Annotated in this window: 9 protein-coding genes; 5 read left to right on the top strand and 4 right to left on the bottom strand. The window is 68.9% G+C overall.

All coding sequences use genetic code 11. The features are described 5' to 3' along the window. The first annotated feature begins 146 nt into the window (after positions 1-146). Entirely contained in the window at positions 147-695 is a 549-nt protein-coding gene (locus ICN82_RS06950; protein WP_193181111.1) for a periplasmic heavy metal sensor, read from the top strand. Positions 696-698: 3 nt separating this feature from the next. On the opposite strand, the gene ICN82_RS06945 is transcribed toward ICN82_RS06950, so the two are convergent. After that, positions 699-2,132 (bottom strand): diguanylate cyclase, encoded by a 1,434-nt coding sequence (locus ICN82_RS06945; RefSeq protein ID WP_193181109.1) that lies wholly within the window; start codon positions 2,130-2,132, stop codon positions 699-701. Positions 2,133-2,239: 107 nt separating this feature from the next. Between ICN82_RS06945 and ICN82_RS06940 the strand changes: the two genes are divergently transcribed. From ICN82_RS06940 to ICN82_RS06925, 4 genes are all read left to right on the top strand, one after another. Then, positions 2,240-2,518, top strand: coding sequence for a DUF3572 domain-containing protein (locus ICN82_RS06940; RefSeq protein ID WP_193181100.1), 279 nt, complete (start codon positions 2,240-2,242; stop codon positions 2,516-2,518). Between the two features lie 79 nt (positions 2,519-2,597). Then, positions 2,598-3,311 (top strand): HAD family hydrolase, encoded by a 714-nt coding sequence (locus ICN82_RS06935; protein WP_193181098.1) that lies wholly within the window; start codon positions 2,598-2,600, stop codon positions 3,309-3,311. Between the two features lie 116 nt (positions 3,312-3,427). Continuing rightward, on the top strand, positions 3,428-4,012 hold the full coding sequence (locus ICN82_RS06930) for a heme NO-binding domain-containing protein (RefSeq protein ID WP_193181096.1): 585 nt from the start codon (positions 3,428-3,430) through the stop codon (positions 4,010-4,012). A 7-nt stretch (positions 4,013-4,019) separates the two neighbouring features. Next, positions 4,020-5,102: a GGDEF domain-containing protein gene (locus ICN82_RS06925; protein ID WP_193181094.1), complete on the top strand. Its 1,083-nt coding sequence runs from the start codon at positions 4,020-4,022 to the stop codon at positions 5,100-5,102. On the opposite strand, the gene ICN82_RS06920 is transcribed toward ICN82_RS06925, so the two are convergent. Genes ICN82_RS06920 through ICN82_RS06910 form a run of 3 tightly spaced genes read right to left on the bottom strand, consistent with a single transcriptional unit; the run spans position 5,077 to position 7,259 of the window. After that, a complete protein-coding gene (locus ICN82_RS06920; RefSeq protein WP_193181091.1) occupies positions 5,077-5,235 on the bottom strand; it encodes a hypothetical protein in 159 nt (52 codons plus the stop codon). The two genes, ICN82_RS06925 and ICN82_RS06920, sit on opposite strands and share 26 nt — an antisense overlap. A gap of 24 nt (positions 5,236-5,259) precedes the next feature. Further along, positions 5,260-6,678, bottom strand: a complete 1,419-nt coding sequence (locus ICN82_RS06915; protein WP_193181089.1) for a TRAP transporter large permease — start codon at positions 6,676-6,678, stop codon at positions 5,260-5,262. Next, positions 6,675-7,259, bottom strand: coding sequence for a TRAP transporter small permease subunit (locus tag ICN82_RS06910; protein ID WP_193181087.1), 585 nt, complete (start codon positions 7,257-7,259; stop codon positions 6,675-6,677). Before ICN82_RS06910 ends, ICN82_RS06915 begins: the two co-directional genes overlap by 4 nt. Positions 7,260-7,297: the final 38 nt, after the last annotated feature.

The raw sequence follows: 7,297 nt of genomic DNA, 5'->3' as shown, positions 1-7,297 counted from the left end.
GGCGGCGGGGCTGGCCGGGCTGTGGATCGGGATTTCCGCGGGGACCGCGCCGGATTATTCCGGCGCCTCGGTCCTCGACAGCACGATGGGATTGCAGATGATCTACGAATTCCCGGCGCTGGCCGGGCTCTGGCCGGAGGGATGACATGACCGCAACCGACGCGCCGCGCCGCAGGCTGCTGTGGCGCCTGGTTTTCGGCCTGTCGCTGGCGCTGAACGTGCTGGTGGTTTCCGCGGGGGCGGGGCTGATGCTGTCCAAACGGGGCGGGAACGAGGAGGCGCCGCCCATGCGGGCGGGTTTCGTCGGGCCGATGCTGGGGGTGCTGCCGCCCGAGGATCGCCGCGCCGTGCTGTCCCAGATGCACCGTTTCGGCAAGAGCATCGGCGTGACCCGTGGCGGCCAGGAAGAGGTGCGCGCCGAGATCGTCGCCCTGCTGGAGGCGGAGCCCTTCGACGCGGCGGCGCTGCGGCAGGTGCTGGAGCAGTCCAACACGCGGTTCTCTGCCTTTACCGAGGCGGCGCAGGCGGCGATCTGCGACCGGCTCGAAACCATGCCGCCGGCCATGCGCGCGGAATATGTGGACCGGCTCAAGCGCTTCGGCACCTATCGCGGCGACTGGAAGGCCGGGCACAAGTCCGACCGCGACCGTGACCGCGACCGCGACGGCGGGGAGAGGGACAGGGAGAGGGACTGAGCCTCAGGCGGCGCTGCCGAACGTGACCTGGTTGCGCCCGGCGGCCTTGGCGCCGTAGAGCGCGCGGTCGGCCTGTTCCAGAAGGGCCTGCAGCGCGGCCCGGCCATGGTCCGCCGCCTCGGATGCGCCGGCGCCCGGCGGGGCGCGGAAATCCGCGGGATCGGCCATGGCGATGCCGATGCTGACGGTGATGCCGAGGCTGACCGCGCCGGCGGCGACCGGGCGCTCGGCAATCGCCCGCCGCAGCCGCCCGGCCGCGAAGCGCACCCTGTCGGGTCGGGTCTCCGGCATGGCGATCAGGAATTCCTCGCCGCCGAACCGGGCGAGCAGGTCCTGCTTGCCGATCATGTCCGCCAGGCGCCGGGCGGTTTCCACCAGAACGGCGTCGCCCACGGCATGGCCATGGCCGTCATTGACCGCCTTGAACCGGTCCAGGTCGATCATCATCAGGGCGAAGGGCTGCCCCGAGCGGCCCGCGCGTTCGGCGATGCGTTCCAGCTGCGGCACGGCATAGCGGCGGTTGTGCACCCCGGTCAGCGGATCGCGCAGCGCCTCGCGCAGGCCCAGTTCCACATGGGCGCGCAGCCGGTCGTCATCGCGCTTGCGGGCCAGCAGGGTCTCGGCGCGCAGCCGCAGTTCCTGCGGGTCGAAGCCGTGGCGCATCACCGCCCCCGCGCCGATATCCAGCGCCATGGCCATGCGGGCCTCGGCATTCCCGGGGCGGTGGCGCGCGCCGCCGACGAGGATCGCGGGGGCGCCGCGGCTGTCGCGGCGGCTGCGGAGCTCGGCCAGCACGCGCAGGCTGTCATCGGGCTGGTCCGGCGTGTCCTCGATCACGAAGAGGTCGGGTTCCGGCGATCCCGGCGGGCGCGACAGCGCGGCCTGGGCATCAAGAAGGTCCAGCCGGTGCGGCAGCAGCGGACGCAGCGCCGCCGCCCAGGCCCGCCCCTTGCCGGGACGGGCGGTGACCAGGGCGATGCGCGCCCGCGGCAGGAAGGCCGCGGCCGGTTCGGCCAGCCCCGGCTGCCCGGGCGCCAGGTTGCGCGCGGCCAGTTCGTCGAAAATCCCGCGCTGGCGCAGCAGACTGCGAATGCGCGCCAGCAGGAATGCGGATTGCGCCCCGGATTCGAGCGCATCCTCCGCCCCCGCCAGGAGCGCGGCGCGCAGCATGGCCGGATCGAAGGCGCCGGTGAGGATCAGCAGGGGGATGCCGCGGCTGGCCGGGGCCCCGGCCAGGTCCCGGGCCAGGCGGCAGGCCGCCCCGGCCTCCAGCCCGGGCCCCAGAAGGATCAGGTCGGGGCGGGTTTCCGCCACCCGGTCGAACGCCTCTTCGGGCCCGCCGGCCTGCACCACCCGGTAGCACGAGACCGTCACCCGGCTGCGCAGGACGATGCGGTTGACCGCGACGGGGTCGATGACGAGGATCTGGCCCGGCATCCGGGGTCTCCATGGCTTGTGTCAGGCGCTTCACATTTCCACGGAAGAAGTTAAGGAAGCCTTGAGCATTTTAGTCGATTTGTGACCACCCCGACCGGAGCCACGCGATGACCCCCGAGACAGCTTCCGCCCTGGCGCTTGACGCGATCACCTGGATGGCCGCGGAGGCGGATCTCCTGGAGGTATTCCTTAATGCTTCGGGGATATCGGCAGAGGCGCTGAAGGCCGGGATCGCCGAGCCCGAGATCCATGCCGCCGTGCTGGATTTCGTGCTCATGGATGATGCCTGGGTCCTGGCGGCGGCGGCGCATGCGGGCTGCGATCCGCATGACCTGAACCGCGCGCGCCAGTGCCTTCCGGGCGGGGCTCTGCCCCACTGGACCTGAGGCGCGGCGCGGCGGGGCATGGTTTTCCTGTCCGCAGCGGCGGAACCGTGCAATACTGCGCCCACTGGGAGGAGCTTTGATGATCGATACGGTCCTTTTTGACAAGGACGGTACGCTGTTTGACTTTCGGGCAACCTGGGGCGGCTGGGCTGCCTCCTTTCTTCTGGACCTGAGTTCGGACGACCCGGTCAAGGCCGCGAAGATGGCCCGGTCGGTGGGGTTCGACCTTCAGGACCGGCGCTTCGAGGAGGACAGCGTGCTGATCAGCGGCACGCCGGGCGATATCGTCCGCAGGCTGCTGCCGCATGTGCCCGGCGTCTCGGCGGCGGGGCTGGTCTCGCGGATGAATGTCATGGCGGCAGCCGTTGCGCAGCACGAGGCGGTTCCGCTGAAGCCTCTCCTGCGCGACCTGCACGGGCGGGGGCTTCGGCTGGGCGTCATCACCAATGACGCACGCGCCCCCGCGCTGGCCCATCTGGGGGCTGCCGGGGTGGTGCCGTTCTTCGATCACGTGATCGGCAGCGATTGCGGGTTCGGCCAGAAGCCGGGGCCGGGGCAGATCCTGGCCTTCCTGGAAATGACCGGCGCGGATCCGGCCCGGACGGTGATGGTGGGGGATGCCCCCCATGACATGATCGCCGCGCGGGCGGCGGGGTGCCGGAGGGTGGCGGTGCTGACGGGCCTGGCCACGCGCGCGCAGTTGGCGCCCATGGCCTCGGCGGTGCTGGCGGATATCTCGGGCCTGCCGGGCTGGCTGGAGAGCCGCAGCGAAACGCGCATCGACGCCGCCTGACGCGGCCGGTCCGGGGCCCGCAGCGGCCCCGGCTTCTCCGCCGCAGCTTAGCCGCGTGTTAACCGGGCGTCCCCTAGGCTTGTCCGCGGACGGGACCGCAGACAGGAACAGCCGGGGTGCACGGGCTCATCAACAGATCGATCCAGATGTTCATCCGCGACACCTACGGCGCGGGGGTCTGGCGTGACGTCGCGCAGGAGGCGGATATCGATCCCGCGGGATTCGAGGCGATGCTGAGCTATGATGACGGGCAGACCTGGGCTCTGCTGGAGGCGGCCTCCCAGACCCTGGGCCGTTCTCCCGATTGCGTGCTGGAGGATCTGGGAACCTACCTGGTGTCGCATCCGGGGCTGGAGCCGGTGCGGCGGCTCCTGCGCTTCGGCGGGGCGAGCTTCGTGGATTTCCTGCATTCCCTCGACGAACTGCCTGACCGGGTCCGGCTTGCCGTGCCGCAGCTGGATCTGCCGCAGCTGGAACTGGTGCCGGTGGACGAGGCCTGCTTCCGCCTGGAATGCGGCCGCCGCCTGCCGGGATTCGCCCATGTGCTTGTCGGGCTGCTGCGCACCATGGCCGACGATTACGGCGCGCTCGTGCTGCTGGACCGTCCCGCGCCGGGGCAGGACGGCGATCATGTCTGCATCAGGCTGATCGACAACGGCTTTGCCGCCGGGCGCAGCTTCCAGCTGGCCGCGGGCGGATAGGCCCGCGATGGAGGTCATGCTGGACCGTCCGGCGCTGGATGCGCTGATGCCGATGAGCCTGCTGGCGGATGCCCGGGGGCATATCCTCCATGCCGGCCCGACCCTGGCCAAGATGCGGCCCGAAGGCTATTTCGCCGGGCAGGACCTGTTCGGGCTCTTCCGGTTCAAGCGGCCGCGCGACATCGCCGCCATGGCGGCGCTGCGGGCGGCGGCGGGCACGCCCCTGCGCCTGTGCCTGCTGGACGATCCGCAATCGCAGCTGCGCGGCGCGGTCGTGCCCTGGGGCGGACCGGCCGGGGGCGCCCTGCTGAACCTGTCCTTCGGGCTGCATGTCTTCCAGGCGATCCGCCACTACACGCTGAATGCCGGGGATTTCGCCGTCACCGATCCCACCATGGACATGCTTTACCTGGTGGAAGCGAAATCCGCCGCGATGGACGTGTCGCACGACCTGAACCTGCGCCTGCAGGCGGCGCGCATCGCCGCCGAGGAACAGGCCTTCACCGATACGCTGACCGGGCTGAAGAACCGGCGCGCGCTGGACCTGGTGCTGGGCCGGTATCGCCGCCAGGGAACGGATTTCGCGCTGATGGGGATCGACCTGGATTACTTCAAGCGGGTCAATGACACGATGGGACATGGCGCCGGGGACATGGTCCTTCAGCATGTCGCGCGGCTGATGCTGGCGCGCAGCGGAGAGGGCGACACGCTGGTGCGCACCGGCGGCGACGAATTCCTGATCGTCCTGCGCGACCGCACCGACCTGGAAGCCCTGCGCCCGCGCGCCGAGGACATGATCCGCGCCCTGGAGGCGCCGATCGCCGTGCCCGGCGGCAGCTGCGGGATTTCCGCCAGCATCGGACTTTGCGCCAGCACCCAGTTCGACCTCTGGGATACGCCGCAGATCCTCGCGGATGTCGATGCCGCGCTTTACGCGGCCAAGAATGGCGGCCGGTCGCGGGTGGCGGTCTTCGTGCCCGGAATGGCACCGTCGCAGAAGGATCCAGAGGCCAAGGGGCGGCGGCTGCTGGCGCGCACGCTGCCGCCTGAGGCCGGTGGCAGCGTCACCGATCCTCCCTTGCGCCGCTGAGGAAGTCATAGGCGGCCAGGATCAGCACCACCGCCACGATGATCACCAGGTCCGGATGGGGGACCTCCCAGGCCAAGATGCCCAGGAAGGCCGCCAGTGTCGCGAAGGCCAGTCCGGCCATTGCCCTAGTCATGTGCTTGCTCCTCCTGTTCCGGGGTCAGCTGCCATAGATGATCTGCGGCAGGGTGAAGACGATGCCCGGCATCAGGTACATCAGCACCATCGCCAGGATCACGCAGAACAGGAACGGCATGCAGCCGGCGAAGATCTGCGTCAGCCGCACCTCGGGGGGGGCGATGCCCTTGAGGTAATAGGCCGACATCGCCATGGGCGGTGTCAGGAACGAGGTCTGCAGGTTCAGCGCCACCAGCACGCCGAAGAACAGCGGGTCGATCCCGAAATGCGGCAGCAGCGGCAGGAAGATCGGCACGAAGATGATGATGATCTCGGACCATTCCAGCGGCCATCCCAGCAGGAAGATGATCAGCTGCGCCATGATGAGGAACATGATCGGCGACAGGTCCAGCCCCTTGACGAATTCCGAGATGACATGCTCGCCGCCGAGATAGGAGAAGACCGAGGAGAAGATGTAGCTGCCGATGAACAGCCAGCACACCATCGCCGTGGTGCGTGCCGTCAGGTAGACGCTTTCGCGCAGCCTCTGCCAGGTCATCGCGCGGTAGAGGATTGCCAGCAGGATCCCCCCCAGCGCCCCGATGGAGGCCGCCTCGGTCGGGGTGGCCAGCCCGAACAGGATGGAGCCCAGAACGGCGAGGATCAGGAAGGCCAGCGGCAGGAAGCTGGTGACGACCATCCGCAGAAGCTCCATCCGGGGCACATCGGGCACCTCGTCGGCCCGCGGTCGCGGCGCGGCCGAGGGCTGCAGCACCGAGCGGCCGATCACATAGGCCAGGTAGAGCCCCACCAGAACCAGCCCCGGCAGCAGCGCCCCGGCATAGAGCCGCACGATCGACACGTTCGATGCCGCCGCATAGACGATCAGCATGATCGAGGGCGGGATCAGGATGCCGAGGGTTCCGCCCGCGCAGATGATCCCCGAGGCGAAGGAGCGGTCATAGCGCGCCTTCAGCATCGCAGGCAGCGCCAGCAGCCCCATCAGCGTCACCACCGCGCCGACGATGCCGGTGGCGGTGGCGAACAGCGCGCAGGTGATCAGCGCGGCCACGCCCATGGAGCCCGGCACGTTCTTCGAGGCGATGTTGAGCGTGGAAAACAGCCGGTCGACGATATTGGCGCGCTCGACGATATAGCCCATGAACAGGAACAGCGGCACGGCCGTCAGCACCTCGTTCGACATCACCGTGTAGCTCTGGTTGATGAACAGGTCGAAGACCCGATTGTTCAGCCACCCGTCGACCCAGGTCGTGGCGTGGTCCCACCAGCCGGCATCCTCGGGCAGGCGCAGGTGGTCGCGCCACATCCGGCGTTCGTCGAAATAGGCGTAATAGCCGAAGCCCAGCCCCATCGCCATCAGGGTGAAGGCGATGGGAAAGCCGAGGAACACCATCAGGATGAAGAGGCCCAGCATGCTGAGCGCAATCATGGGATCGGTCACGGATGGGCGTCCTTCTCGGCTTCGGCGGCGCGCGCCATCAGGATGTCTTCGGTCTCGCGCACGTCCGACTCTGCCGGAAGCCATTCATTGTCGCGGATCGCCAGCAGGCAGCGCATCACCTGCGCGATGCCCTGGATGAACAACAGCAGCCCGGCGGCGACCAGCACGGTCTTGAACTGGTAGATCGGGATGCCGGCCGGGGAGTTGACCGAAACCTCGCCGTATTGCCAGCTGCGCGAGGCATATTTCCACCCCGCGAAGATCAGCGCGAGGACACCCGGAAAGAAGAACAGCAGGTAGAGCACCAGGTCGATGCGCGCCTGCCAGCGCGGGCTCCACAGCCGGTAGAGGAAATCCCCCCGGACATGGCCGTCGCGCGACAGCGTGTAGGCGCCCGCCATCATGAACAGCGTGCCGTACATGATGAAGGAGACGTCGAAGGCCCAGGCGGTCGGGCTGTTGAGCACGTAGCGGACGAAGACCTCGTAGCCGGTGCCGAGCGCCATCATCAGGATGAGCCAGGCAAAGGCCTTGCCGAACCACGCGGAAAGCGCGTCGGCGAAACGGATATAGGCGATCATGACGGTTCCCGAACAGACAGGGATGCCCGCCCGGCTGT

The organism is Mangrovicoccus algicola (assembly GCF_014903745.1).
GTDB classification, from domain to species: Bacteria; Pseudomonadota; Alphaproteobacteria; order Rhodobacterales; family Rhodobacteraceae; genus Mangrovicoccus; species Mangrovicoccus algicola.
The sequence above is the reverse complement of the archived record's forward strand: the minus strand, read 5'-3'. Positions and strand labels throughout refer to the sequence as shown.

Coding starts and splice junctions, on each gene's coding strand:
- ICN82_RS06940 (WP_193181100.1), top strand. CDS start 2,240: ATGACCCCCGAGACAGCTTCCGCCCTGGCGCTTGACGCGATCACCTGG.
- ICN82_RS06925 (WP_193181094.1), top strand. CDS start 4,020: ATGGAGGTCATGCTGGACCGTCCGGCGCTGGATGCGCTGATGCCGATG.
- ICN82_RS06910 (WP_193181087.1), bottom strand. CDS start 7,259: ATGATCGCCTATATCCGTTTCGCCGACGCGCTTTCCGCGTGGTTCGGC.
- ICN82_RS06950 (WP_193181111.1), top strand. CDS start 147: ATGACCGCAACCGACGCGCCGCGCCGCAGGCTGCTGTGGCGCCTGGTT.
- ICN82_RS06935 (WP_193181098.1), top strand. CDS start 2,598: ATGATCGATACGGTCCTTTTTGACAAGGACGGTACGCTGTTTGACTTT.
- ICN82_RS06945 (WP_193181109.1), bottom strand. CDS start 2,132: ATGCCGGGCCAGATCCTCGTCATCGACCCCGTCGCGGTCAACCGCATC.
- ICN82_RS06920 (WP_193181091.1), bottom strand. CDS start 5,235: ATGACTAGGGCAATGGCCGGACTGGCCTTCGCGACACTGGCGGCCTTC.